Consider the following 25374-nt stretch of genomic DNA (forward strand, 5'->3'; position numbering starts at 1 on the left):
GATGGGCATGGCAGAACAAGACAGCAACCGCTTATATGAACAGCAGGTGCAGATTGGCGGTATGACCTGCGCCTCCTGTGTAGCTCGGGTGGAAAAAGCCTTGAAAAAAATTGAAGGCGTGGTCGAGGCGTCTGTCAATCTATCGACTGAAAAAGCTTTTATTAAAAGCCAGCAGCCAATTGCTGCCGCTGCGCTGGTTCAAGCAATTGAAAAATCCGGTTTTGATGTACCGACGCAACAGTTTGATTTAAATATTGAAGGCATGACCTGTGCATCCTGTGTGGCTCGCGTAGAAAAAGCCCTAAAAAAAGTGGAAGGCGTGCTGGATGCACAAGTGAATCTGGCCACTGAAAAGGCGCATGTGAGTGCGATCAACTCTGTACCATTGTCCAAACTAACTCAGGCAGTGCAAAAAGCCGGTTTTGATATTCAGAGCAATCGGATTGAACTGGCTATTGAGGGTATGACTTGCGCTTCATGTGTGGCACGGGTTGAAAAAGCTTTATTGAAAGTAGAAGGTGTCAGCGAAGCACAGGTCAATCTGGCCACCGAAACTGCCTGGGTGAAAGCCTCACATTCCCAGATTCCGGCCTTGATTGCTGCGGTGGAGAAAGCCGGTTATCAGGCCACAGTAAAATCCGGTACGGATATGTCGGCAGATAGTCATGGTGCTTTTCAGGAAAAGAAAGCCAATGAAACGGCACAACTGAAACGAGATTTATGGCTTGCAGTCATTCTGACAGCACCTGTATTTATTCTGGAAATGGGCTCGCATCTGATTCCGGCATTTCATCATTTTATTGCCCATACGCTGGGAACCCAGAACAGCTGGTATCTGCAGTTTGTACTGACCACTTTGGTGCTGATTATTCCGGGACGGCGTTTTTATCAGCATGGGATTCCGGCACTATTGCGTCTGGCACCGGATATGAACTCGCTGGTGGCCGTTGGAACCATTGCCGCATATGGCTTTTCCTGTATTGCGACCTTTTTTTCGGAGCTGTTACCGCAGTCCACTGTGCATGTGTATTTTGAAGCGGCCGCCGTTATTGTCGCGCTGATTTTACTGGGGCGTTATCTGGAAGCCAAAGCCAAAGGTAAAACCTCGGAAGCGATTCAGTATCTGGTGGGCTTGCAACCGAAAACGGCACGGGTAGAACAGAATGATCACTGGGTTGATCTGGCAATTTCCGATGTGCAACAAGGAATGTTGATTGAAATCCGTCCGGGTGAAAAAGTCGCTGTCGATGGTGAAGTCGTTGCCGGACAAAGTTATATTGATGAAGCGATGATTAGCGGTGAGCCTTTACCTGTGGCCAAACAGGCTGGTGATCAGGTTGTCGGCGGTACGGTAAACCAGAACGGAACCTTGCAAATCAAGGCGACTAAGGTCGGCCAGGATTCGGTACTGGCGCAGATTATTCAGATGGTGGAACAGGCACAAGGCTCAAAACTGCCGATTCAGGCTGTGGTCGATAAAGTGACTTTATGGTTTGTGCCGGCTGTTATGGCACTGGCGGCCTTGACCTTTATGGTCTGGTTCCTGTTTGGGCCTGAGCCGAATCTGACCTACGCCTTGGTAAATGCAGTCGCCGTACTGATTATTGCTTGTCCATGTGCGATGGGACTGGCAACTCCTACCTCAATTATGGTCGGCACTGGCCGTGCAGCAGAACTGGGCGTGCTATTCCGTAAGGGTGAAGCTTTACAGTTGCTGCAACAAACCAAAGTCGTCGCGCTAGATAAAACTGGAACCTTGACTGAAGGAAAACCATTGCTGACCGACTTTGAAGTCACCGCTGATTTTAATCAGCAGACCGTATTACAGCTGGTGGCTTCGGTGGAGGCCAAGTCAGAACATCCGATTGCCCACGCCATTGTTCAGGCTGCTCGCGAGCAAGAGCTGGAACTGATGGACGTGACGGATTTTGATTCAATTACTGGTGCAGGGGTCAAAGCACAGGTGTCCGGTCAGCAACTGCATATTGGTGCAGAACGTTTGATGCAGGACTTGGGCTTAAATGTCGATCTGTTTAGAGACACTGCACAAAAGCTCGGTGATCAGGGCCGCAGTCCTTTATATGTAGCGATTAATCAAAAGCTGGCTGCAATTATTGCCGTAGCCGATCCGATTAAACCGACCACTTATAGCGCGATTCAGGCCTTGCATGACCAAGGTCTTAAAGTGGCGATGATTACTGGTGATCATCAGCATACCGCGCAGGCGATCGCCAAACAGTTGAAAATCGATCAGGTGATTGCGGAAGTTTTGCCGCATGAAAAAGTCGATGCAGTACGACAACTCCAGCAGCAATACGGCGTGCTCACTTTTGTTGGGGATGGAATCAATGATGCACCGGCATTGGCCCAGGCCGATGTCGGTATGGCGATTGGAACCGGTACCGATGTCGCGATTGAAGCAGCCGATGTGGTGTTGATGTCAGGCAATTTACAGCATGTGGCTACAGGCATTGGTTTAAGTCAGGCGACCATGCGCAATATTAAACAGAACCTGTTTTGGGCCTTTGTCTACAATATTGCCTTAATTCCGATTGCCGCGGGTGTGCTTTATCCATTTTGGGGTATATTGTTATCGCCAATGTTTGCCGCAGGTGCGATGGCGTTGTCCTCCGTGTTTGTCGTCAGCAATGCCTTGAGATTAAAAGCCTATCAACCGGTGCAGTTTAAGGAGTCAGTATGATGAATATTGGTCAGGCGGCAAAACGTTCTGGCATCTCTGCGAAAATGATTCGTTATTATGAAGACATTGGTTTGTTGCCGGCTCCGAAACGCAGTGATACAGGTTATCGGGTTTATAGTGATGCGGATATTAAAATCTTAAGTTTTATCCAGCATGCACGTGAACTGGGATTTTCTTCAGAGCAGATGAAAGAATTACTCGGCCTGTGGCTGAACAGCTCACGCCAAAGTAGTGAGGTCAAACAGTTGGCACAAAAACATATCCAGTTTTTACAACAGAAAATTGCCGATATGCAGCATATGCTATTAATTTTACAGCAATCGGTTGAGCAGTGTGCCGGCAATGAACAGTCCGATTGCCAGATTTTAAAACAGATTGAACAGGGTATCATTCCTGGGCAGCACTGACCTGATCTTCAATTAAATTTAGGTTAAATATAGTCTGCTGAATCCTATAAACTTTAAACCGATCCTATGGAGCTAAACATGAAATTCCGTATTGAAAACATGACCTGTGGTGGCTGCGCGCGCAGTGTCACGGCTACGATTAAAGATCTGGATGAAAATGCTACTGTGAATATTGATGTGGCGACTAAGCTGGTTGAAGTTGAATCGACAGTCAGTGAGTCTGAGATTGTTGCAGCTTTAACCGAAGATGGTTTCCCGCCTGTGGCAGCCTGATCGTTGTCGTGTTAGATCACTCTTAATGATCATATGAAATCATACAGCCAAATAAAAAATGCCTGATCGAATCAGGCATTTTTTATTTTAGTGATTATACCGATGAGATTTTATCTGGCGTCATCAGCGCCTGATTAATATACAGCTTAATCAGACGTTCACGTGACCCAATCGCTTTTTGGTAATTGGTCGAATTTAATAACAGCGAAGCGCCATAGGTGACTGTCCAGATATAAGACAAATAATCGCGAATCGACATGGCACTTTCTAAAGCCACCAGATAATCATGGGTGATGTCTTTAATCCGGATAATCCGTTCTTCACGAATACGATAAAGCTCCTGAAATAATTCTTTCAAATTTTTCTCGTTATTGGTTAAACGCTCTTCAATGACATGCAACAGGATGGTTCGGTTTGAATTGAGCATGTGATAGAGCATATATTGTGAAACATAATTTTTAATATCGTTATTATGCTTTTTTGATATTTCTAGAATTCTTTTTTCATTCAGAATAATCAGTTCTAAATATAACTGGTTCTTGCTTTTAAAATGTTTGTAGATGGTTCCTTTTGCGATGTCCAGTTCACTGGCCAGCTCACTCAGGGTAATGTCCTGATTATTATCCAGTAGCAGGCTTTCCGCCATGCTTAGGATCTTCTCTTTACGAAGAAGGAAGTTCTGCTGTCTTACAGTCGTCATCTTCTTGGTCCATACTTTTCGAAAAAGAACCTTTCAAGAATATGCAATTTTGCACGCGATGGCTATAAAACTAAGGTCGTGATATTTATCTCATTTTGTATATTTATGCAGCAACTGCTGACAAATAAAAATAGCGATGCTAAGCGGACAGAAATATTGTCAAGAAAACTGAACCCTAGAGATCAACTTTGCTAAATAAAATTCCATTTTCAGTATAATTATTTTATTGTTTCAGCGCACGAAGCTAAATCCTTTGACTGTTTTAAGCCCATATTCATCAGGGTTTAGTACGGAAAGTAGATCAATATTAAGCTGGCATATTCAGTCACTTATACTGAACATAAAGACGTGATTTTCAATGCAACTTTATGAATCTAGATATAGATTTAATACTGCAGGAATTGGATATCACGATTTTAAAATGGCCTGCCTGGATTCTAATGAAAATTAGAAAATATTTGGCAACAGGATTGAGTATCACCCTTTAAGGAATTTAAAAATGCCGATTTATAATGCGCCGCTAAAAGACATGGAATTTATTTTAAATGATGTATTTCAAGCTGAAAAATTTTGGCAAGGTAATGAAAATCTTGCACATTTAGATATGGCAACGGCAAATGCAATTCTGGAAGAGATGGCCAAATTCTCGAAGAATGTTATTCTTGACCTGAATCGTCCTGCTGATGAAGAAGGTGGTGCTCAGTTTAACAATGGTGTGGTGACAACACCCAAAGGTTTTAAAGAAGCTTTCAGACAGTTTGCTGAAGGTGGCTGGGTAGGCTTGGGTGCGCCTGAAGAATGGGGCGGACAAAACATGCCGAAGATGCTCACGGTTCTGGCGGATGAAATGATCTGGAGCACCAACCCATCTTTTATGCTTTATCCACTACTCACTGTGGGTGCAGGTATGGCGATCAATGACCGCGCCTCACAGGAACAGAAAGAAACTTATTTACCAAAATTCTATACGGGTGAATGGTCAGGCACCATGTGTCTGACTGAACCACATTCCGGCACAGATCTTGGCATTATCAAGACCAAAGCTGAACCAAATGAAGATGGTTCGTACAATATTACCGGCACCAAAATTTTTATTACCAGCGGTGAGCATGATCTGAGTGAAAACATCATTCATCTGGTACTGGCGAAAACACCGTATGCACCAGCAGGTTCACGTGGTATTTCATTATTTATTGTGCCGAAATTCCTGGTCAATGCAGATGGATCACTGGGTGAGCGTAATGCAGTATCTGCCGGTTCAATCGAACATAAAATGGGAATTAAAGGCTCGGCGACCTGCGTCATGAACTTTGACGGCGCCAAGGGCTATATGGTTGGCAATGAAAATGAAGGTTTGGCCGGCATGTTCGTGATGATGAACTACGAACGTTTGTCTATGGGAATTCAGGGCATTGGTGCAGCAGAATTTGCCTACCAGAATGCGGCACAATATGCGACGGACCGTTTACAGGGCCGTGCATCAACTGGTGCAAAATCTCCAGAAAAACCAGCCGATTCAATTCTAGTCCATGGCGATGTACGCCGTATGCTGCTCAATGTACGTGCTAACAATGAAGCTTCACGTGCGTTTGCGGTGTATGTAGGTCAACAACTGGATATTACCAAATACTCAACCGACCCTGAAGCGGTGCGTAAAGCGACTGACCGTGTGGCGCTGTTAACGCCAATCGCCAAAGCTTATTTGACCGACAAGGCACTGGATTCTGCACTGGAAGCGCAAATGTGCTTCGGTGGTCATGGCTATATCCGTGAATGGGGCATGGAACAGTGTATTCGTGACCTGCGTATTTCACAGATTTATGAAGGCACCAATGGCGTGCAGGCGATTGACCTGATTGGGCGTAAAACCACCAAATGTAATGGGGCTTATATCGCGGAATATATTGCTGAAATCCGTGAATTTGCCCAAAATTTAGATGATTCATTGACGATTAAAACGGCGACATTAGAAGCCTGCCAGCAACTTGAAGATATCACCAAATTCATCGTCGAGCAGTCTAAGCTGAACCCTGATTTTGCTAATTCGATTGCTGTCGATTATTTACATGCGGTTGGGCTGCTCAGCTTTGTCTATATGTATGCGCGGATTAGCAAAGCCGCCGCAGCCAAAGACGATAGTTACTTCCAGAACAAACTGGTACTGGCCAACTATTATGTGGCCAAAGTACTTCCGGATTTGAGTGCACGAATTCAGCGTATTCAGGCCGGTGCGGAACTGGTCATGCAATTGCCTGAAGCATATTTTACCGCACAGGCTTAACCCGCAATGATTGCGAAGGACCAGCCCTACAGTGCTTTGGCTATGTAGGGTTGATAACAATGATGAAAAAGGATGAAACTAAAATGATCGTAATTGTAGATGCAGTACGTACCGCGATGGGCGGTTTTCAAGGTTCATTGTCAAGCTGTACCGCGCCAGATTTGGGTGCTGTGGCAATTAAAGAAGTAGTGGCACGTGCAGGTCTGTCGGCCAATGATATTGATGAAGTGATTATGGGCTGCGTTCTTCCTGCTGGTTTAAAACAGGGTCCGGCACGTCAGGCCATGCGTCAGGCGGGTCTACCGGATTCCACGGGGGCGACCACGATTAATAAAATTTGTGGTTCTGGTATGAAAGCCGTGATGCAGGCAGCAGATGCGATCAAAGCCGGTTCAGCAGAGATTGTGGTTGCAGGCGGGATGGAGTCGATGTCAAACGCACCCTATTTAATGGACAAGGCACGTGCCGGTTTCCGCATGGGACATGGCAAAGTCATTGATCACATGTTCCAGGAAGGTCTGGAAGATGCGGAAACCGGTCTGTCGATGGGAATTCTTGCTCAGGAAATGGCGGATAAAAAGGGCTATACCCGTGAGCAGCAGGATGACTATGCGATTGGCTCATTAAATAAAGCCGTGACCGCCGTCCAGCAAGGCTTCTTTAAAGATGAAATCGTGCCGGTCACTGTCAGCAGCCGTAAAGGTGATGTGATAGTAGCGCAGGATGAACAGCCTTTAAATGCCAAAGCAGACAAAATTCCAACTCTGCGTCCAGCGTTCAAAAAAGACGGAACCATTACTGCGGCAAATGCCAGTTCAATTTCAGATGGTGCTTCAGCACTGGTGATCACATCGAGCGAAATTGCTGCACAGCGTAATTTAAAACCGCTAGCTAATATTCTGGCCTATGCCAGCCATTCACAGCATCCTTCAGAATTTACCATTGCACCAGTTGGTGCGATTGAAAAAGTCCTGAAAAAAACGGGTTGGGATGCTCAGGATGTCGATCTTTGGGAAATCAACGAAGCGTTCGCCATGGTGACTATGTTAGCCATTGATGGTTTTAAACTTGATCCAGCAAAAGTGAACATTAATGGCGGTGCTTGTGCGCTTGGTCATCCATTGGGTTCTTCTGGTTCCCGTATTATCGTGACCTTGATTCATGCCTTAAAACGTACTGGTGGTAAGAAAGGAATTGCGTCCTTATGTATCGGTGGTGGTGAAGCGACTGCGATTGCTGTGGAACTGGTTTAAGCCCATCTTAAATCGTATATTCAGGTAGCAAACTAATACTGATTCATTCAAAAGTTGCTGCTCTTGGTTCGCCAGGAGCAGGGATTCTTTAAATCATATTAATTTTTAAAATACACAATAAAATCCATATTTTCAGACTTTGCTGATCCCATTCCATCACTGGTTTTACTATAAAAATTACTTTTTAAATTATTTAAAAACTTTTTCCAGCACATGCCGGTGAATAAATCGTAACTTGTCTTTAACCGCTTCGCTCAGCTTGAACGGGTAGGCATCTTCCAGGCCCATACAACGGTTTAAGGCATTCAGATTAAAGGTCAAGGTAACCCAGTTTTCCAGAATATGTTCAAAATCCTGTCCACCAATCGGGCATTCTTTAAAATCCATGCTGGCCAGATAGCTGCCATTTCCTTCAACACGCATACCACCATAGTAGGCAGTTTCCAGTGTTTCCATCATATGCAGATAGTGCGCCCAGGTTTCTGCCCAGTCTTCCCAGGGATGGGCGGTAGCATAAGCACTGATGTACTTTTCCTGCCAGTTGATTGGCGCGCCTTCATTATAATGGCGTTCAAGTGCCTTGCCATAATCCTGCCGCTCATCGCCAAAATACTGACGGAATTCATCTAGCAATTCCGGATGCATATGTTGCATGAGCGCAAAATAATAATGGCCACTTTCATGACGAAAATGACCCAATAAAGTCCGGTAGTTTTCACCCATATTTACACGTGTAGTTTCACGATAAACAACATCAGCTTCAATTGCATTTAGGGTAATGACACCATTAGCATGACCAATTAAAACAGGCTTATCTTCTTGAGGCAGGAGAAAATCAAATCGCAGACCAAATGTATCATCTTCAGACTTTTTAGGGCGTGGTATCATGTTCATGCGCTGGGCTAAATACAGGAAACGGCGTTTGGCTTCTTCCAGTCGAAACCAGTAAATCAGGTTCTCGGAATTTTCCAGATCAGGAATGACATGGGTAAGCTGACAGGATTCACAAAATTCCTCGTCTTCATCGCTGGGGATCATCCAGTTGCATACCTGATAATTTACATAATTGTGACAGGGTTTATAACTGGCATGTTGGTAGTTCTTGGCGATTGGAACCCATCGCTCAGCACTCTGTTTTTCGAATGCGCATAGCTCTTTTTCCGAAGCGATATAACCGATCGGTGACAGACAGTGATCACAAACTGATTTGTAAAAAAACAGCTGTTGCTTGCAGACGGCACATTCAAAATGTTTCATTAAACTCCCTGTAGGGAAGCGAACGACCTAAAATGTTTATCGATGATGAACACGAAAAAAGGTTCAGAATGCCTACCTAAATTTCTTCCTGATAAAGAAACATCATAAAAATTTCATTGAAAATTCTATATGGATGAATTGTAAATATAGGCTGCTTGATATTAAATGAAACATCAATTGAATCTTTGTTTTAATAAAAAAGTATAGTTAAACAAGCTTTTAAATAAATAGATTTTTAAATAGAGTGAGTTGCCATCTTAAAAACACGGACGGACAAGGCCTATTGAAGGATATTACCGAATATTTCGACTGGTTTTTAAATTTAGGGGAAGTCCATTCAAGAACAGCTAAAGCAGCTAACTTTTAATAAAAATAACTTTTTTAATGTATACAACTTAGGGTGTGTTGACACTTTTAGCTTAAAAAAATAGCGAAGTAGTAAAATCAAATCGCCAAACCCAATTTTACTATTCGCTATGCCTCGTACCATGCTGACAGATCAACACTGGCAAAAGTTGAAAGTTATTCTGCGTAATTTATCCATTCACCACAACTCAAATTTACGCAATTTTATTGAAGCTATTCTCTATAGAATTAGAACAGGCTGTCCGTGGCGAGATATTCCTTGTTGTTTTGGTCATTCAAACTCTATTTTCAAACGTTTTAATCGTTGGTCAAGCAGCGGTAAGTTACTTAGATTATTCAAATTACTAGCCTCATGCCCCGATATGGAGTGGATTTTTATTGATGGCTCTCATGTACGTGCTCATCAACATTCTGCCGGTATAGCGAATCAATCTATTTCTAAAAGTGTAGGAGGAAACTCCTCAAAAATACATTTGATTGTTGATGCACATGGCAATCCTATTGATTTCATGATTACCGATGGAACCACACATGATGTTAAAGTTGCACTTGATTTAATATCAATATTAGATTTAAAAGAGACAAAAGTGGTATGTGCAGATAAAGGCTATGATTCAGAACCACTGCGTGAACAGATCAGGAAAACAGGGACTAAAGCGAATATACCAAAGAAAACAAATAGCCAATCGAACAATGACCATATGGACTGGTGTTTATATAAAATCAGGCATTTAGTTGAAAATATGTTTTGTAGATTAAAGCAATTTAGAGGAATAGCTACTCGATATGACAAGCTCAAAAGAAATTATCAAAGTTCTGTTGCTTTAGCCTGTATATTTTTATGGCTACCTTTATAGGGTTAATTATGAACAGTAAATGTCAACAGACCCTAAATGAATTTCTAGAATATCATGGGTAATCGGTTGCACATGCTTGAGCTTCACGGCTTGCTGTTTTGGCAAAATTTTAGGCGTGCACTGTTCATCTACACGAACCTTGATCACACAGTCCGATTTTGGCCGGCACTGGCAAGCCAAAACACGTCCTTTACGTTTGTCGCGATCAGACAACCCGGGTGCATCTATCCACAGGTTTTCAACCTCACCCGACAACACTTCAATTTTACAGGTGCCGCAACCACCGGCATTGCATTCATAAGGCAAGCCTAAACCTTCACGCAAACCGCCGCGCAGCAGAACATCGTCTGCTGCACATTGAAATTGCCCCTGTACTTCAATCTGAATTTTATGCATAGGACATTACTCCACCAAATAGACCTGGCCATCACGTACAAATGAGGTGTAAGTTTTGAGTGGAATACTGCACGGTGCACCACACGGCTCACCGGTTTTAATATCGAAAGCACCGGCATGGAACGGACATTCCACTTCGCAGCCATCAACTTCACCATCGGCTAACGATGCGTCGCCATGGGTACAGGTATCATCGGTGACGTAAAATTCACCATCTTCCAGATGGAATACCGCCAGTGGCGGATAGCCCTCAATGATGACTTGCAAGCCTTCACCTTGTTCAACGTCAGAAGTCAGGCAAAGAAATTTTTCTGCAATATTGGTCATTTGAATATTCATGCGCTCAACTCCTCAATCGGTGAATCGGTTGCTTCAGGTCCAAGCGTGTGATAACCGCCATCGGCATGGATCACACTGCCAGTCAGTAATTTCGCTTTTGGACTACAAAGCAGACTTAGAGCTTCTGCCACTTCTTCTGCATCGGCAATACGACCAAGAACGTGGAAACGGCCAGCCACACGATCGGTTTTAGGACGGTCATTGCCTGAAATCATCTGCATCGGTACAGACCAGGTCCATCCCAAAGACAAGGCATGCACGCGAATACCATCAGTGGCTAAATCGAGTGCCATACTTTTGGTTAGCTGTTCCAGTGTGGCCTTTGATGCCGGATAAACCCAGCGCTCTTTTTGGGCAATACGGGCACTGACACTACTGATATTGATCACTGCAGCATCTGAACTCACTTTCAGCAATGGGCGGCAGGCCTGTACCAATGCAGCATGACCAAAAACGGTCACATTAAAGGTATTTTGCCAATCTTGACGTGTCGACTGGGATCCATGATCTTCATACAGACAGGCCAGATTCACCAGAATATCGACTTGCGTCAGCTTACCTACCAAGGCCTGAATGCTGTCATCACTGGCCAGATCTAGATATTCAAAGCGAGTTTGGGTTTCATTCGCGACCTGTTGGCCTTGTTCCTGATTAATATCAGCAATAATGACGTCGGCACCCAGCCCCTTTAATTCTTTAACCACTGCTTGACCAATGTGAGTCGCTCCTCCAGTGACCAGAACCACTTTATTGTTCAGATCGGTCATGAAGCCTCCTTATATTGTGGCCATTCACTAAACTGTCCTTTGCAGAACAGCAATGGACGCTGATTGCTGTGACGGCATTGCTCAATTTTTCCAAGAAAAATCTGGTGATCGCCGGCTTCAATCTGCTTTTCATTTTTGCAAACAAACTGCACCACACACCCTTCCAATACGGGCGCTTTAGACTGTTCAATATTCCACACACCATGCTGGAATTTATCGGCAATGGGCTTGGCAAAGTTCAGACCAACGTCCTGCTGGTCTGCACCCAGAATATTAATGGCAAAGTATTCTGCATTTTCAAAAACCGTACGGCTTGGTGAATGATTCACCAGACTCCATAACACCAGCGCAGGATCTAATGACACGGAACTAAATGAATTAATAGTCAGTCCGACAGGTTGCTGCTGTTCATCCAGACAGGTGACAATCGCGACACCTGTGGCAAAACCGCCGAAGGCCTGCCGAAGCGCCTTCGCTTCAGCAAGATCAACATCCTGCCATAACACTTCAGGCAGCTGCATGATTAAAATCCTTGCGTGATAGGTATTCTTTTGCGCCTTCTTCACCATCAACGGCTGGCCAGAAACCAACGTGGATGGTTGAAGTGCCCCATAAAGTCATCAGCAATGACCCTGTTTTGTGCTGCTGCACCCAGAACCTGAAGCAGGCTTTCACTTGGCGGATTCAGCAACAAATTGGTAAATTCAGTGGTATAGCGGCCTGAATATTCCCAGAAGTCATCAAAGACTTGTGTCATCCATTCAGCAGTAAAGGCTTCATCACCATGCGCCAGAATAGCCTGTAAATAATGCTCCACCATACGGGTGGCATTATTCGCTCCCTGTCCGGCAATCGGGTCATTGACCATCACTGTATCGCCGATGCCCCAGATTGCAGCGCCATTGTCCCGGATGGTCGAGCAGGTTGCGATAGGTTGCTTCATGGTGCCGCCACTTCCCATTATGGTGCAGAATTTTATAATGCAGTACTCCAATCGCCTGTTCAGCCGGTTTTTTAAATAACAGTTGCCGGACTTTAATCCGGTCATCCGGATGAATAACACTCAGCACATTTTTATTTAAAACAAAGCGGTCACGATAACCCAAAATACGTTGTAGAGAAGGGCTGGCATACAGCAGTTTGCCTTGCAGGTCCAGAATCGCGATGCCATCGCCCGAGTTTTCCAGCAGCATCTTGAAATACTGATCTTTAGACTGCAGCTGATACTGATATTTCTTGATTTCGCTAATGTTGCGAACCAAAGCCAGTAGCTTGGGCTGATGCTCAATTTCGACCGTTTTCAGGCAAACTTCAACGGGAATCTGCCGTTGATTCTGTGCCTGAATAATCCATTCAAATGTAATTGCTTCATGGCTGGCAGCTTGTTGCACCTTTTTTAAGGCATGGTGAAAATCAAAACCATGGCTATGCGCACTGATTTTTTCTACACTCATGCTGGTTAATTCAGATTTGCTGTAACCGGTCAGGTCTTCAGCTGCTTCATTGACGTCCATGAACTCGACACTGCCGATATCATGCACAAAAATGGCATCACCCGCCTTATCAAAGATGGTTTGATAATAATTTAAACTGGTCATTCTCATTCCTTACCTGAGATAGCATCCGGCGATCTGGTACAGGGGTATTCGTCTTCACTGATGAATACTTGTTGTTATTGCATTTCATATTGGAGCAAAGTAAAAAAGAGTTCAATTACACTTCAGGTCTAATTACATACTTTAAACATATAAAATAAATACACACTGCACACATTAGCCTAGCAAGGTTTGACTAAGCAAAATTAGTACCATTGTCACGTTTTAAAATGACTGATAGATCATATTGTTTTTTAGCTGGAATCTTTCCAAATTAAGCCAAACTTTCTGCTATTGGCCAGCATCCTATTTTTAATTAGTCAGTCCTTTTGTTAAGACATAGAATTAATTCACTTTTGTAGTAATAGCGATCAGTAGATGGCATTCAGCTGGATTTTTTTCACTTTAATTGCTGCATTTATGCAGGCTTGGCGCAACGCCTTTCAAAAACAGCTCAGCACCACGGTCGATGTGTGGGGAGTCACCCTGGCACGCTTTATTTTCGGTTTGCCATTCGCTGCGCTTTACCTGAGCAGCCTGTATTATTTCAAGCCAGTTGAAAGTGTGATTCACTTCACGCCCAAGTTCTGGGTCTATGTGGTGATTGCGGGTTGCAGTCAGATTTTAGCTACGGCGCTGATGGTACAACTGTTCAAGCAAAAAAATTATGCCGTTGGGGTGGGGCTGGCGAAAAGTGAAGCCATTCTTGCAGCCATTATTGGCGTGACCTTTTTAGCAGATCATTTGTCATTCCTGGCCTGGATTGGTGTGGCGCTGGGCGGATATGCGGTATTTTTATTGAGTAAAGGCCAACAGGTCAGCGGGTTTTCAGCGAGAACATTGGCGATCGGGATTGGCAGTGGATTAAGTTTTGCCATTACCTCGCTTCTGGTACGCGAAGCCAGTCTGGAATTAAGCACTTTACCCACCTTGCATCGTGCGGCCTGGGTGCTGTTAATGGTGATCAGTTTTCAGTGCCTGAGTATGCTGCTTTACCTCAGCCTATTCAGTCGCCAGACTTTAGTGGCCATGTGGCAGCGTCTGGGCTTAACTTTTAAGGTGAGTGTGTGCAGTTTTATGGCATCACTCGGCTGGTTTACTGCCATGAGCATGATGAGTGTGCCGGTCGTGAAAACCTTAGGACAAATTGAGATTCTGTTTAGTATGCTGATTTCGGCATATTTCTTTAAAGATAAACTGGCACGTGCGGAGCATTGGGGACTAGGCTTGGTAGTGATTGCGGCGATTCTAGTAATCTGGGCCTGATGCAGCACTAATTTTTTAAATCTAAGTAACCTGAGTTCGATGAAATATTTTAGCTTTTTAGCAAGTTTTGGAAAGTTGGCTTATTTGGATTTAAGCAATAAGCCACTATAGCAGCCATAATATTCACCATAAAGTTATTCACCGAACGATGACGTGAATGGTCAATTTGATGTAAGTTTTTTAACTGATCATTCACTGTTTCGATCAATCCTCTTCTGCAAAGCAATTGTTTTTCTTCTTCAGTTTGGATGGGTTTATTTTTCATATTCTTGCGTGACGGGGTTAATAGTCTGAGCCCCCTTGCTGCTAAAGCTTCAGTTTTTGCTTTACTCAGATAGCCTTTATCGCCCAGTAAAATACCTTTTAACTCTTGGGTTAAAGATTCAAGTACAGCAACATCATGAACACTTCCCGATGTAATCTTGAGATTAATAATTTCACCCAAGTTGTTGATAACAATATGGACTTTAAATCCATAAAACCAACCTGTGCTACTTTTACCACGACCAGCTAAGCCTTTAAATACACGATGTCTTTTAATTCTAAGATTATGGCAAACGACCAATTTAGTCGAATCAATAATACAAATTCCGGTATCTTCTCCTTTAACTTGATGGAAGAAACTACTCAAAGCTTGCAAACAACGCGGCATAATTTCAATAAAACGATTGTAACTAAGAAGCTTGGGAAAAGCTGATTTCCAAAATGGGATGATCATATGACAATAAAAATATTTGAAAAATCTAAACCCGGATTTATGAAATAAAATGACAATGGTCATGACTTCAGACAAGCTTAAAGCTGACTTTTTCATTGTTGTTTTTTGATCAGAAATTAGAGCTTTCTCTAAAGATTCATTAAACTTTTTGCAGAAATCATCCAAGATACAAAATAATTCGGTAATATAGTCCATGAAAAAGCCTTGCTCTGAAATGTTTTGTCTTCGTAACCAAGATATTACAGATGCTAAGGCTTTTTTTTATTTATTTTTTATGTCGAACTCAGGTTAAGTATAAAAAAGCCACTGATCAACAGTGGCTTTTTCTTTGCATTTATTGTTTAAGCTGCAATAAATTTCTGAACTGCCTGATTAAAGGCCTCAGGTTGTTCCACATTGGAAATGTGCGAGGCATTGATTTCAAACAACTGGCTTTGTGCAATTTCAGCTTGCATGGCTTGACCATCTGCAACAGTCGTTACGGGGTCTTGCTGACCGGCCACAATCAGTACCGGCACTGAAATCGTTTTGATCTGTTCACGTAAATCCGCCTTAGCCAAAGCTTCGCAACAACTTGCATAACCTTCCGGGCTGCCAGCTCCAAGGTCGTTTGAAAGTTCTGCAACTGTCGCTGCGTTGCTTTGGATAAAGGGTTCGGTAAACCAGCGTGATGCTGCAGTTGATGCAATCGGTGCCAGACCTTGTTCACGCACCAACGCGGCACGTTCCAGCCAGGCTTGTTCCTGACCAATCTTGGCAGCAGTATTGCAAATAATCACGTGGCTAAAACGTTCAGGCTTGTTAATCGCTAACCATTGACCGGTTAAACCGCCCATCGAGATACCACAGAAAGCGGCTTTCTGGATGTTCAGGTGATCCAGCAGATTCACTACATCCTGTCCTAGCTGGTCCAGGCTATACGGACCTTGTGGTGCAGAGGAAGCGCCATGACCACGAGTGTCATAGCAAATGACAAAATAGTCTTGCTGGAAAAATTCAATTTGTGGTTGCCACATGCTGAATTTAGTACCCAATGAATTAGAAAAAAACAGGGCAGGTTTGCTGGCATCACCAAAGGTCTGGTAATTGATCTGGGCATCGTTGGATGTAAATGTTGGCATTGAAATCCCTCCCGACCTCCCTTTAAAAAAGGGAGGAGGTTTATCTTTTTAATAGGTTGTTAGACGCGTTCAATAATCAAAGCGATGCCTTGACCGACACCAATACACATTGAACAAAGACCGTATTTACCGCCAGTTTGTTCCAGCTGGTTGAGTGCGGTTGTGACTAAGCGTGCGCCAGATGCACCAAGTGGATGGCCCAAAGCAATTGCACCACCATTCGGATTGACTTTCTCTGAACCATCTTCAATGCCAAGGTCACGAGTACAAGCCAAAGCTTGTGCTGCAAAAGCTTCATTCAGCTCGATCACATCCATCTGCTCTAAAGTCAGACCGGTTTGCGCCAGTAATTTCTTAATGGCAGGTGCTGGACCAAAGCCCATGATACGTGGTTCAACACCAACGACGGTTGAACCAATAATTTTGGCACGTGGTTTTAAGCCATGTTGAGCAATTGCTTCATCAGACGCGATCAACAGGGCAGCTGCACCATCGTTAATCCCTGAAGCATTACCCGCCGTTACCGTCCCCTCTGCTTTCACCACAGGCTTCAGTTTTGCCAGAGCTTCTGCAGTGGTAGATGCACGCGGATGTTCATCAGTATCGACAACCACCGGATCGCCTTTACGCTGTGGAATCACTACAGGAATAATTTCATTTTTATAGAAACCTTTGGCCTGTGCTGCTGCAGTACGTTGCTGGCTGGTCAAGGCAAACTTGTCCTGGTCTTCACGGTTGATGTTGAACTGTTCCGCCAGATTTTCAGCCGTTTGCGGCATGGTTTCTACGCCGTACATTTCTTTCAGTTTCGGATTGATAAAACGCCATCCCATGGTGGTGTCTTCAATCTTCTGGCTACGGCCATACGCCGTTTCTGACTTGCCCATCACGAATGGGGCGCGTGACATGCTTTCTACACCACCAGCAATAATCAGATTCGCTTCACCGGCTTTAATCGCACGTGCTGCCATTGCGATGGCATCCATCGATGAACCACACAGGCGGTTCACGGTCGTCGCTGGTACCTGATAAGGCAAACCTGCAAGCAGAGAAGACATACGACCGACGTTACGGTTGTCTTCACCGGCCTGATTGGCACAGCCATAGATCACGTCATCGACCTGTTCCCAGTTCACACTTGGATTACGTTCCATCAAAGCTTTAATTGGCAGCGCACCTAAGTCATCTGCACGGACAGGCGCGAGACCACCGGCATAACGGCCGAATGGGGTACGGATGGCATCGATAATATATGCGTTTTTCATTGTGTATTTGCTCACATATTTAAAAGAAGAAAACTCCTCCCTTTTTAAAGGGAGGTTGGGAGGGATTTAATGAAGTAGTTTTATTCCTCAAATCCTCCCTAAATCCCTCCTTTAATAAAGGAGGGACTTCCCCTTAATTTGATTGAGTCGCATCAATCAGTTTGGCACCAGTCAATGACTGCAATTCTTCAAATGACAGACCTTCAACTTTCTCAATCACTTTCATCCCTTCAGGGGTGACATCAATCACGCAGAGGTCGGTATAGATACGGTCGACACATTTCAAGCCAGTAGCCGGATACGTCAGTTCAGCCACGATTTTTGGCTCGCCTTTTTTGGTCACGTGGTCAGTCGTAATAAAGACTTTCTTCGCGCCCACAGCCAGATCCATCGCACCGCCGACTGCTGGAATTGCATCCGGTGCACCGGTATGCCAGTTAGCCAAGTCACCATTTTCAGCGACCTGGAACGCGCCCAGTACGGCGATGTCTAAGTGACCGCCACGCATCATCGCGAAAGAATCACCATGATGGAAGAATGAACCGCCTTCAAGTAAAGTTACGAATTCTTTACCAGCATTAATCAGCTCAGGATCGCGGTCTTCTTCAGCAGGAGGAGGACCGAAAGCCAACAGGCCATTTTCAGAATGCAGGAAGACGTCTTTATCGCTTGGCAGGTAGCTGGAAATCTTGGTCGGTAAACCAATACCGAGGTTCACATAAGCGCCATCAGGAATATCTTGTGCCACACGTTCAGCGATCTGGTCACGGGTCAGTTTGCTATAGCTCATTATTTATCTCCGATGCCAATTATTGTGCAGGTTTAACTTGAACAACGTGTTGAACAAAAATTCCCGGGGTGATGATGTGTTCCGGATCCAGTGCACCCAGTTCAACCACTTCAGAAACTTGAGCAATCGTCACATCCGCAGCCATCGCCATAATCGGGCCGAAGTTACGCGCAGATTTACGGTAGACCAGATTGCCCCAACGGTCGCCTTTAGAAGCTTTAATTAAAGCAAAGTCAGCTTTAATTGGATTTTCTAAAACGTAGTCTTTACCTTCGTAGTTCATGGTCGGTTTGCCTTCAGCCAGCAAAGTACCAAAACCGGTAGGCGTGTAGATTGGACCTAAGCCCATACCTGCTGCCTGAATACGGCAAGCCAGATTACCTTGCGGCACCAGTTCCAGTTCGATCTTGCCTGCACGATAGAGTTCGTCAAATACCCAGGAATCTGACTGACGCGGGAAAGAACAGATAATTTTACGCACAGCGCCCGCTTTAAGCAGTTTCGCCAGACCATAATCGCCATTACCGGCATTATTGTTGACAATAATCAGGTCTTTAATACCCAATTCGATCAGACCATCAATCAGTTCAGCAGGCTGACCCGCTGTACCGAAACCACCGATCATAATGGTAGAACCGTCCTTGATCTGGGAGAGTGCTTCTTTCAATGATAATGAACTTTTATCTATCATAATCTGGTCCTTACATATCCTAAACTGATGGATGTCTTTAAACTCGTTTTGAATCTGATGCTGTAACCGGAACTGCGTTACGGTTTTTCTGTGACAGCAGAAAATGTGCTACCAGGCCAATGCAAATTCCCCAAAAGACTGAACTCAGTCCCAAGAAATGCATGCCGGAAGCAGTCGCTAAAAAGGTGATCAGTGCTGCATCACGTTGCGACTCTTTGCCCATGGCCACGGAAATGTTGGTGGCAATCGCACCCAGTAATGCCAGTCCTGCCAAAGCCGCAATTAATTCTTTGGGCATCAGGCTAAAAAGCATGACAATGCTGCCGGCAAATAAGCCGCCTAAAATGTAAAAAAGCCCATTCGCCACACCAGCGATATAACGCTTTTCTTTCAGCTCGTGGGCATCTTTCCCCAGACACAAAGCAGCTGTGATCGAGGCCAAGACAATCGTGATACCACCTACACAGGCCACTGCAAGCGAGGCAATACTGGTTGCACTAATAATTGGCTTGGCGGGCATGTCATAACCACTGAGTTTGATAATCGCCATTCCCGGTAAAAACTGGCCAGATAGGCTGACCAGAATCAGGGGAAGGGCCAGATTCAGGGTGGAACTCCAGGTCCATTCCGGTGCAATAAATTGCGGAATCGCCAGACTGAAATCTGCCGTGACCGGGTTAATCTTGCCCAGCAGCATGCTTAAAACCACACCGGCAATCAGCACCCAGACCATGGCATAACGTGGACTGAAACGCTTGGCCAGCAAAAATACCGCCAGCATGCCAAAGACGATATAGGGCATGGTATCGGTCGCGGTGAACAGCCCTAAACCAAACTGCAGTAAAATCCCTGCCATCATCCCGGCAGCCACTTCCTGGGGAATCCAGGACAGCAACTTGTCGAAATAACCGGTAATCCCAATGAAAAAAATCACCACGGCAGAGGTGATATAGGCAGCAACCGCTTCATTGAGCGAAATGTCGGGAAACAGCGTGACTAATAAAGCCGTTCCGGGCGCAGACCAGGCGGTGACGACAGGTATTTTGTATTTAATTGCTCTGTACACGACAAAAATAGATAACTCATTGAAATAATGTCATAATAATTGTTTTCTAACGACGAATACTATGACACATCTCAATGAGTTATATCTTATCTTAAACAAATATCTAAAATGGAACAAGTCACATTTAAAGTGCTTTGCGCTCATCATGCTTGTGATTATTTTAAAGCAAACATGTAATCTTTCTTCTGCATCTAAAGCCTTGCCCATCAAGTGCTTACCACAATCATTTTATCGACGTATGCAGCGCTTCTTTGCAGGTCAGTATTTTGATTATCGTCAAATTTCTCAGTTGATTTTCAATATGTTTTCATTCGACCAAGTGCAACTGACTTTAGATAGAACCAATTGGAAATGGGGAAAACGAAATATTAATATCCTGATGCTCGCAATCGTTTATCGTGGAATAGCGATACCTATCCTTTGGACATTGCTTAATAAACGTGGAAATTCAGATACGAAAGAGCGTATTGCTTTGATTCAACGCTTTATAGCCATTTTTGGTAAAGACCGTATTGTGAATGTGTTCGCAGACAGAGAGTTTATCGGTGAGCAGTGGTTTACATGGTTAATTGAACAAGACATCAACTTCTGCATTCGTGTTAAAAAAACTTCATTGTCACCAATCATTTAGGAAAGAATCATAAAATTAGTGATTTATTTCGCCATCTTAAAGTTGGTCAAATTGAATGTCGTAAACGACGGATTTTGGTTGGTCGGGTGAAACTATATATAAGTGCACTACAGTTAGAAAATGGAGAGCTTTTACTCGTCGTTTCTCCTCAGTTTAATGCCAATGCTATTCAGGATTATGCATTACGCTGGGAAATTGAAACCTTATTCAGTTGTCTCAAAGGACGCGGGTTTAATCTTGAAAATACGCGCTTGACAGACCCTAGACGAGTGAAAAAATTGATTGCGGTGTTAGCTATAAGCTTCTGTTGGTGTTACTTAACGGGTGAATGGCAACATGATCAAAAAAAAGCGATAAAAATAAAGAAGCATGGACGACTCTCAATGAGTTTATTTCGCTATGGTTTAGACTATGTTCAAATGGCGATTCAGCGTTTAATTGGTTTTGGGAAAAAAGAAGAGTTTAAGGAAATTTTGGCAATTTTAAGAAGGCAGAACCCTGATAGGATAAGGGTTCTGTGAAATTTGTCGTGTACAGAGATTTAATTGATAAAAAGATACCTGCGAGCGCAGCACCAATAGAAATTCCCCAAATCCATGAAATCATCATGTCCGGGGAAACTTGGGCTTGCTGCGCCGCCTGGAAAAAAATGATCAGTGGCCCCGAATAGGAGATCAGGACTGCTAAAAATCCTGCAACAGTGGCTGAAATGGACCAATCATTTTTTAATGTCTGAAACAGGGTGTTCATTGGTGATGTGCCTCCTTGCGTCGAACCATGAGCCTGTTAAAAATCGTGATGATCAGGATTAGCCCTGATCACCACCACCGACCGGTACTACTGTACCTGTCATATAAGATGATTCATCCGAAGCCAGGAATACAATTGCATTCACTTGCTCCTGAATCGTACCGTAGCGTCCCATGAAAGTACGGTCAATGGTCTGATCAACCACTTGCTGCATCCATTGTTTTTCAGATTCAGTCAGTGGATTGGCATTGCGCGGTACTTTACGTGGTGGTGCTTCAGTACCACCTGTCGCGATTGCATTGACACGGATTCCGTCTTTAGCATGTTCAAAGGCAAGGGAAGCGGTCAGGCCGTTCACACCACCTTTCGATGCCGAATATGGCACACGGTTAATGCCGCGTGTCGCAATAGAAGACACGTTTACAATGGTACCTTTCTGATTTTTAATCATTTCCGGAAGTACTGCACGGCAGCACCACAAGGTCGGGAACAATGAACGGTTCACTTCCTTGATAATTTCCTCTTCAGAAAATTCCTCGAAAGGTTTCATCCAAATCGCGCCACCGACGTTGTTGATGAGCACATCGACACGACCATAGGTTTCTAGCGCTTTTTCAACGACTGATTGAGCACCAGCAAACGTTTCCAGATTGACTTTGACCGTAATCGCATCACCGCCAGTCGCTTCAATTTCAGCCAGAACTTCTTCTACATAAGGGGAAAGGTCAGCCATGACGACTTGGGCACCTTCGCTCGCCACTTGCAGCGCGACACCGCGACCGATGCCTTGCGCGGCACCCGTCACGATTACAACTTTATTTTCAAATCTTTGACGGTTAGACATTGAACAAATTCCCTCTATTAGTTGGCAGAGAATTTTTCAAACAGGAAGCTTGCAGGTTTAACGCCTTCAGCATCTAACCAGCCGCGAACCGCTTCTACCATTGGTACTGGACCACACAGGTAGACATCTACATCACCGTCATTCAGCCATTCATTTTCGATATGACCGGTCACATAGCCTTTACGCTCATGTGCAGATTCTGGGTTAGCAACCACTGTGCGGTATTCAAACCACGAGAATTTGTCTTGCAGTTCGTTCAGTTTTTCAATCGCTACCAGGTCAAAGTCATTGGTCACACCAAATACTAAACGCACTGGATGCTCTGAACCTTTTTCTTCCAGCACTTGCAGCATCGACATGAATGGTGCGATACCTGTACCACCCGCTAGCATCAAGACAGGGCGGGTCACAGGGCGCAGGTAGAAGCTACCAAATGGACCAGTAAAGGTCATTTTGTCGCCAGCTTGGGCATTGGCACTCAAGAACTCACTCATTTTACCGTTTGGCACGTTACGTACCACAAAGCCGGTTAAACGGTTGCCTGGTTTAGAGCTGAATGAATAAGAACGGGTTTCAGTTGTACCTGGAATACCCACGTTCACATATTGACCCGCAAGGAAGTGAATGTCTGGTTGACCTTCATCTAACTGAATATCAAAGGTAATGGTCGAGTCAGACAGGTTTTCGACACGCGCCAAAGTACCCTGGAATGCGTGAATTTCAGTTTTACACACTTCCGAAGAGGCCTGAATCTGAAATACGGCGTCTGAGGTTGGTTTACATTGGCAAGCAAGAATGTAGCCTTCAGCCGCTTCTTCAGGCGTTAATGCATCTTCAATATAAGTTTCTTCAGGCATGTCAAATGAACCTGATTCACAAAACGCACGACACGTTCCACAAGCACCATCACGGCAGTCCAAAGGAATATTGATCTTTTGACGGTAAGCTGCATCAGACAGGGTCTCGCCTTGGGCAACAGAAATAAAACGTGTAACGCCATCTTCAAATTGAAGTGCAACATTGTGGTTTGACATGGCTGAATATCCTATATAAATCTTTGTAACTGGACCTTTCAGCCAATTTTCCATCTGGCTGAAAGGTTTTACCTGGCTGTAATAAAAACAGTCTTAAAGGTGATAGATGTCGATAACCTGATTGATGTAATCATTTTTCAGTACCACGTATTTGCTTAAAATCTGTGGTTTATCGCCTGAGAAATCGATTTCATAACGAGACATACCGAAGTAGCTGTAACTTGTTTTGTAACGGAAACTCAAGGTGTTCCAGTTAAAACGTACAGTGGCCTTGTCGCCATCACGTTCAACAACTTCAATATTGCTGATGTTGTGGCTGGTACGTGTATCCGGCATGGTGGCAGATGAGCGTTCAGTCTTGATCCGGAACACGCGGTCTTCTAAACCTTGACGGTCTGGATAATAAATCAGGGAGATTTCAGACTGTGGATCTGTAGTCAGTTTGTCGTCGTCATCCCAGGCTGGCATCCAGAAAGAAGCAGTAGGGGCATAACAAGTTAACCAGTCATCCCATTGCTCATCATCCAAAAAGCGAGCTTCTTGATACAGGAACTGCGCAATATTTTCTAAAGTGATGTCGCTCATGCGTTTTCTCCTTCAGTAGATGCTGCAATTTCTTTTTCAGTCGCAATGCCTTTTTTGATCAATTCTAACCAGTACTGGTGCTGAGCCAGGTATAGACCTTCATCTTCAGTTTTAATACCAGACAGTTTTGGTTTTAAACCGATTTCATTGGCAGCATCGTCCGGGCCTTGGATCCAGTGTTTAGAACCACGGCACATGTCGTTCCATTCCAGCGCGATACCGGCATAACCTGCCTGACATGCACGGAATTCTTCAAGATCGTCTGGGGTTGCCATACCTGATGCGTTAAAGAAGTCTTCATACTGACGGATACGACGTGTACGTGCTTCCGGCTCTTCACCTACAGGCGCGATACAGTAGATCGTCACTTCAGTCTTATCGACAGAGATCGGGCGCAGGACACGGATCTGTGAACCGAACTGATCCATGAAGTAAACGTTTGGATAGATACACAGGTTACGTGAACGTTCGATCATCCACTTCGCCATGGCTTCGCCATATTGCGCAGTGTATTCATCTTTCTTGGCAAAGTTAGGACGGTCTTCAGGGTTAGCCCATTGAGTCCAAAGCAGCATGTGACCGTGTTCAAAACCGTAAGAACCACCGCCTTGTTTGCCCCATGAACCCGCGCTCATGGCACGGATGTTATCGCCAGCTTCTTTCTCTTTACGTTGCTGAGTGGTTGCAGCATAGTTCCAGTGTACAGCAGACACGTGATAACCATCAGCACCGTTTTCAGCAGTCAACTTCCAGTTACCTTCATAGGTATAAGTCGAAGAACCACGTAAAACTTCCAGACCTTGTTCAGACTGATCCACGATCATGTCAATGATTTTAGTCGCTTCACCCAGGTATTCTTCCAGAGAAGGAACATCCGGATTCAAGCTACCGAACAGGAAACCTTTATAGTTTTCAAAACGGGCAACCTTTTTCAGGTCATGTGAACCGTCTTTGTTAAAGCAGTCTGAATAACCCGCTTCAGCCGGATCTTTGACTTTTAATAACTTACCTGAGTTATTAAACGTCCAGCCATGGAATGGGCAAGTATAAGTTGCTTTATTGCCTTTCTTGTTACGGCACAATTGTGCACCGCGATGCGAACAGGCATTGATCATGGCATTCAGTTCACCTTGACGGTTACGTGCAATGATGATCGGCTGACGACCAATATAAGTAGTATAGAAGTCGTTATTGTTTGGAATCTGGCTTTCATGTGCTAGATAAACCCAGTTACCTTCAAAGATGTATTTCATCTCAAGGTCAAACAGGGCCTGGTCTGTAAATACTGAACGGTGTAGTTTAAATTCACCAGATTCATAATCATCAACCAGTAATTCGTCAATGCGGTCTAAATGGCTGGTGTTAATTACGGGAATACGAGGCATGTCCTTTCTCCGACTTTCCAAGGGGGAAGTCAGCGG

The 25374-nt window shown here is 44.4% G+C and carries 25 protein-coding genes and 2 pseudogenes; 8 read left to right on the forward strand and 19 right to left on the reverse strand.

Going from position 1 to position 25374, the window contains the following annotated elements; genetic code table 11:
* Position 1: 1 nt before the first annotated feature.
* From F891_RS06635 to F891_RS06645, 3 genes are all read left to right on the forward strand, one after another.
* Positions 2 to 2701 carry a heavy metal translocating P-type ATPase gene (locus F891_RS06635; RefSeq protein WP_155756695.1) on the forward strand — a complete coding sequence of 900 codons (2700 nt, stop codon included), beginning with the start codon at positions 2 to 4 and terminating at the stop codon, positions 2699 to 2701.
* The gene (gene cueR, locus F891_RS06640) at positions 2698 to 3108 is read left to right on the forward strand and encodes a Cu(I)-responsive transcriptional regulator (RefSeq protein ID WP_005262836.1); all 411 of its coding nucleotides are present in this window, start codon (positions 2698 to 2700) and stop codon (positions 3106 to 3108) included. Before F891_RS06635 ends, cueR begins: the two co-directional genes overlap by 4 nt.
* A 78-nt stretch (positions 3109 to 3186) precedes the next feature.
* Positions 3187 to 3381 (forward strand): heavy-metal-associated domain-containing protein, encoded by a 195-nt coding sequence (locus tag F891_RS06645; protein ID WP_005100179.1) that lies wholly within the window; start codon positions 3187 to 3189, stop codon positions 3379 to 3381.
* 94 nt (positions 3382 to 3475) lie between these two features.
* Here the strand turns inward: F891_RS06645 and F891_RS06650 are convergent, their stop codons facing one another.
* A complete protein-coding gene (locus F891_RS06650) occupies positions 3476 to 4081 on the reverse strand; it encodes a TetR/AcrR family transcriptional regulator (protein ID WP_004280405.1) in 606 nt (201 codons plus the stop codon).
* Between the two features lie 499 nt (positions 4082 to 4580).
* Here F891_RS06650 and F891_RS06655 point away from each other — a divergent pair, with 499 nt between their 5' ends.
* Both F891_RS06655 and F891_RS06660 read left to right on the forward strand, forming a co-directional pair.
* The gene (locus F891_RS06655) at positions 4581 to 6362 is read left to right on the forward strand and encodes an acyl-CoA dehydrogenase C-terminal domain-containing protein (RefSeq protein WP_005262839.1); all 1782 of its coding nucleotides are present in this window, start codon (positions 4581 to 4583) and stop codon (positions 6360 to 6362) included.
* A gap of 83 nt (positions 6363 to 6445) precedes the next feature.
* Positions 6446 to 7615, forward strand: coding sequence for a thiolase family protein (locus F891_RS06660; protein ID WP_005262841.1), 1170 nt, complete (start codon positions 6446 to 6448; stop codon positions 7613 to 7615).
* A gap of 189 nt (positions 7616 to 7804) precedes the next feature.
* Here the strand turns inward: F891_RS06660 and F891_RS06665 are convergent, their stop codons facing one another.
* Entirely contained in the window at positions 7805 to 8872 is a 1068-nt protein-coding gene (locus tag F891_RS06665) for a zinc-binding metallopeptidase family protein (RefSeq protein ID WP_005262843.1), read from the reverse strand.
* Positions 8873 to 9348: 476 nt separating this feature from the next.
* Between F891_RS06665 and F891_RS06670 the strand changes: the two genes are divergently transcribed.
* Complete coding sequence (locus F891_RS06670; protein ID WP_005262844.1) at positions 9349 to 10095, forward strand: IS5-like element ISAba31 family transposase; 747 nt, start codon at positions 9349 to 9351, stop codon at positions 10093 to 10095.
* A gap of 6 nt (positions 10096 to 10101) precedes the next feature.
* Here F891_RS06670 and F891_RS06675 read toward each other — a convergent pair whose 3' ends face one another.
* From F891_RS06675 to F891_RS06700, 6 genes are read right to left on the reverse strand one after another with little or no spacing between them, the layout of a single operon-like run.
* Positions 10102 to 10491 (reverse strand): 2Fe-2S iron-sulfur cluster-binding protein, encoded by a 390-nt coding sequence (locus F891_RS06675; protein ID WP_005262857.1) that lies wholly within the window; start codon positions 10489 to 10491, stop codon positions 10102 to 10104.
* A 6-nt stretch (positions 10492 to 10497) separates the two neighbouring features.
* The gene (locus tag F891_RS06680) at positions 10498 to 10830 is read right to left on the reverse strand and encodes a non-heme iron oxygenase ferredoxin subunit (protein WP_005100194.1); all 333 of its coding nucleotides are present in this window, start codon (positions 10828 to 10830) and stop codon (positions 10498 to 10500) included.
* Complete coding sequence (locus F891_RS06685) at positions 10827 to 11597, reverse strand: SDR family oxidoreductase (RefSeq protein ID WP_005100196.1); 771 nt, start codon at positions 11595 to 11597, stop codon at positions 10827 to 10829. Before F891_RS06685 ends, F891_RS06680 begins: the two co-directional genes overlap by 4 nt.
* Positions 11594 to 12118, reverse strand: a complete 525-nt coding sequence (locus tag F891_RS06690; protein ID WP_005100197.1) for a flavin reductase family protein — start codon at positions 12116 to 12118, stop codon at positions 11594 to 11596. The genes F891_RS06685 and F891_RS06690 overlap by 4 nt, the downstream gene beginning before the upstream one ends.
* Positions 12119 to 12165: 47 nt before the next feature.
* Positions 12166 to 12540, reverse strand: a complete 375-nt coding sequence (locus tag F891_RS06695) for a hypothetical protein (RefSeq protein WP_155756696.1) — start codon at positions 12538 to 12540, stop codon at positions 12166 to 12168.
* Positions 12455 to 13195: a PAS domain-containing protein gene (locus F891_RS06700; protein ID WP_005262866.1), complete on the reverse strand. Its 741-nt coding sequence runs from the start codon at positions 13193 to 13195 to the stop codon at positions 12455 to 12457. Before F891_RS06700 ends, F891_RS06695 begins: the two co-directional genes overlap by 86 nt.
* 375 nt (positions 13196 to 13570) lie before the next feature.
* Here F891_RS06700 and F891_RS06705 point away from each other — a divergent pair, with 375 nt between their 5' ends.
* The gene (locus F891_RS06705; RefSeq protein WP_005100202.1) at positions 13571 to 14458 is read left to right on the forward strand and encodes a DMT family transporter; all 888 of its coding nucleotides are present in this window, start codon (positions 13571 to 13573) and stop codon (positions 14456 to 14458) included.
* Between the two features lie 49 nt (positions 14459 to 14507).
* Here the strand turns inward: F891_RS06705 and F891_RS06710 are convergent, their stop codons facing one another.
* The 6 genes and pseudogenes from F891_RS06710 to benE all read right to left on the reverse strand — a co-directional run.
* The gene (locus F891_RS06710; protein ID WP_004729973.1) at positions 14508 to 15371 is read right to left on the reverse strand and encodes an IS982 family transposase; all 864 of its coding nucleotides are present in this window, start codon (positions 15369 to 15371) and stop codon (positions 14508 to 14510) included.
* Positions 15372 to 15517: 146 nt separating this feature from the next.
* Positions 15518 to 16297: a 3-oxoadipate enol-lactonase gene (gene pcaD, locus F891_RS06715; protein WP_005262868.1), complete on the reverse strand. Its 780-nt coding sequence runs from the start codon at positions 16295 to 16297 to the stop codon at positions 15518 to 15520.
* 59 nt (positions 16298 to 16356) lie between these two features.
* A complete protein-coding gene (pcaF, locus tag F891_RS06720; RefSeq protein WP_004731114.1) occupies positions 16357 to 17562 on the reverse strand; it encodes a 3-oxoadipyl-CoA thiolase in 1206 nt (401 codons plus the stop codon).
* A 133-nt stretch (positions 17563 to 17695) separates the two neighbouring features.
* Positions 17696 to 18352 (reverse strand): 3-oxoacid CoA-transferase subunit B, encoded by a 657-nt coding sequence (locus F891_RS06725; RefSeq protein WP_004731112.1) that lies wholly within the window; start codon positions 18350 to 18352, stop codon positions 17696 to 17698.
* Between the two features lie 19 nt (positions 18353 to 18371).
* Positions 18372 to 19043, reverse strand: coding sequence for a 3-oxoacid CoA-transferase subunit A (locus F891_RS06730; protein WP_004731110.1), 672 nt, complete (start codon positions 19041 to 19043; stop codon positions 18372 to 18374).
* 37 nt (positions 19044 to 19080) lie between these two features.
* Positions 19081 to 20109: pseudogene (benE, locus tag F891_RS06735) on the reverse strand (benzoate/H(+) symporter BenE); the annotation flags it as partial.
* Between the two features lie 61 nt (positions 20110 to 20170).
* On the opposite strand from benE, the gene F891_RS17330 reads away from it, so the two are divergent.
* Positions 20171 to 21261 (forward strand): IS4-like element ISAba1 family transposase gene (locus tag F891_RS17330; RefSeq protein WP_085940413.1). Its coding sequence is split into 2 segments (ribosomal slippage): positions 20171 to 20711 and positions 20711 to 21261, totalling 1092 coding nucleotides; the frame shifts between segments, so codons are not numbered across the junction.
* Here the strand turns inward: F891_RS17330 and F891_RS17335 are convergent.
* The 5 genes and pseudogenes from F891_RS17335 to benA all read right to left on the reverse strand — a co-directional run.
* A pseudogene (locus tag F891_RS17335) lies at positions 21224 to 21490 on the reverse strand (benzoate/H(+) symporter BenE family transporter); the annotation flags it as partial. The gene F891_RS17330 and the pseudogene F891_RS17335 sit on opposite strands and share 38 nt — an antisense overlap.
* A 58-nt stretch (positions 21491 to 21548) precedes the next feature.
* Positions 21549 to 22334: a benzoate diol dehydrogenase BenD gene (benD, locus tag F891_RS06750; protein ID WP_005262877.1), complete on the reverse strand. Its 786-nt coding sequence runs from the start codon at positions 22332 to 22334 to the stop codon at positions 21549 to 21551.
* 17 nt (positions 22335 to 22351) lie between these two features.
* Positions 22352 to 23368: a benzoate 1,2-dioxygenase electron transfer component BenC gene (benC, locus tag F891_RS06755; protein ID WP_004731105.1), complete on the reverse strand. Its 1017-nt coding sequence runs from the start codon at positions 23366 to 23368 to the stop codon at positions 22352 to 22354.
* A gap of 93 nt (positions 23369 to 23461) precedes the next feature.
* On the reverse strand, positions 23462 to 23953 hold the full coding sequence (benB, locus tag F891_RS06760; RefSeq protein WP_004731103.1) for a benzoate 1,2-dioxygenase small subunit: 492 nt from the start codon (positions 23951 to 23953) through the stop codon (positions 23462 to 23464).
* Positions 23950 to 25338, reverse strand: a complete 1389-nt coding sequence (benA, locus tag F891_RS06765) for a benzoate 1,2-dioxygenase large subunit (protein ID WP_004731101.1) — start codon at positions 25336 to 25338, stop codon at positions 23950 to 23952. Before benA ends, benB begins: the two co-directional genes overlap by 4 nt.
* Positions 25339 to 25374 lie beyond the last annotated feature (36 nt).

Origin of the sequence: Acinetobacter sp. CIP 101966 (assembly GCF_000369725.1) — a bacterium.
Classification (GTDB): Bacteria; Pseudomonadota; Gammaproteobacteria; order Pseudomonadales; family Moraxellaceae; genus Acinetobacter; species Acinetobacter lwoffii_Q.